The 1,212-nt window shown below is 42.9% G+C and carries 2 protein-coding genes; both read right to left on the bottom strand.

The window, feature by feature from the left end:
- Positions 1-396, bottom strand: a 396-nt coding sequence (locus tag A3762_RS04435; RefSeq protein ID WP_156493231.1) for a crotonase/enoyl-CoA hydratase family protein, incomplete at its 3' end; no start/stop codon positions are given.
- A gap of 64 nt (positions 397-460) precedes the next feature.
- Entirely contained in the window at positions 461-1,003 is a 543-nt protein-coding gene (gene orn, locus A3762_RS04440; RefSeq protein ID WP_068754249.1) for an oligoribonuclease, read from the bottom strand.
- Positions 1,004-1,212 lie beyond the last annotated feature (209 nt).

The raw sequence follows: 1,212 nt of genomic DNA on the forward strand, positions 1-1,212 counted from the left end.
GATCGCCACTTCATTCAGGCCAAGCTTGAACTCGCCAGCTGCACCAATTCGATAATCGCTACATAAAAGAGTAAATGCACCTTGCGCTACAGCGTGCCCAGTACATGCCGCAATCACAGGCGTCGGGAAAGACAATAATCGGCGCGTCAATGTAGAGCCTTCTTTAACCAAAGCCATCGCAGCATCCATACTTTTCTGCATAACTTTAAGATCAAAACCCGCAGAAAACATTCCTGGATGACCCGCAATCACAACAGGCGCTTTCGCTTCTTCTGCTTGGTCTAAGGCTGCGTTGAAGTCTGCAATCATCTCATGTGAAAACGCATTCACTTTGCCGTTGTTAAGCGTTAACAGGGCAACGCATTCATTAATTTCTACTTTGACTAATTCACTCATTTTAAAAACCTTTTAGTATTTTCTTATCTCACAAGGCAATCTCAGCGATGTAAGACGCTTAAATTTATATCTTTAACACGTGCTCACGATAATATTGCAGCTCAGCGATCGATTCACGGATATCATCTAATGCTAAATGTGTCCCCTGTTTTTTAAAGCCATCTAAAATTTCAGGCTTCCAACGGCGAGTCAGCTCCTTCAAGGTACTCACATCGAGAGTTCGATAGTGAAAATAGGCTTCCAACTCTGGCATGTATTTGACCAAGAAACGACGATCTTGGCCTACGCTATTCCCACAAATCGGTGATGCACCTTTATCAACCCACTCTTGCAAAAACTCAATGGTATTCAGCTCTGCATCACGCTCTGAGAACTCGCTATCTTGTACTCGCTGCGTTAAACCAGATTCACCATGTGTTCGAGTACACCACTCATCCATCGAATCAAGTAATTCGTCGCTTTGATGCACTGCCATAACGGGCCCTTCAGCTAAGGTATTGAGGTTCGCATCGGTGACGATAGTGGCGATTTCAATAATACGATCAGACTCTGGCTCTAAACCAGTCATCTCAAGATCAATCCAAATCAAATTATATTTATGCTTCATGCAAGTTATTCGCTTCTGTATTTTTAATCAGAGCTAAAATATAGGCTTTAGTGAACTAGAACAACCGCCTATGAGAAAAACTGATAGAATGCTTGCGCCTTTTAACAGAGAAGCCCATGAGCAAACGTAAACTCAATCGCCGTCAAAAATGGCGCATCGAAAAAATACAAGCAGAGAAAACAGCCCGAGCTGAAAAGAAGCAACGCAAA

This window comes from Oleiphilus sp. HI0125 (assembly GCF_001635355.1).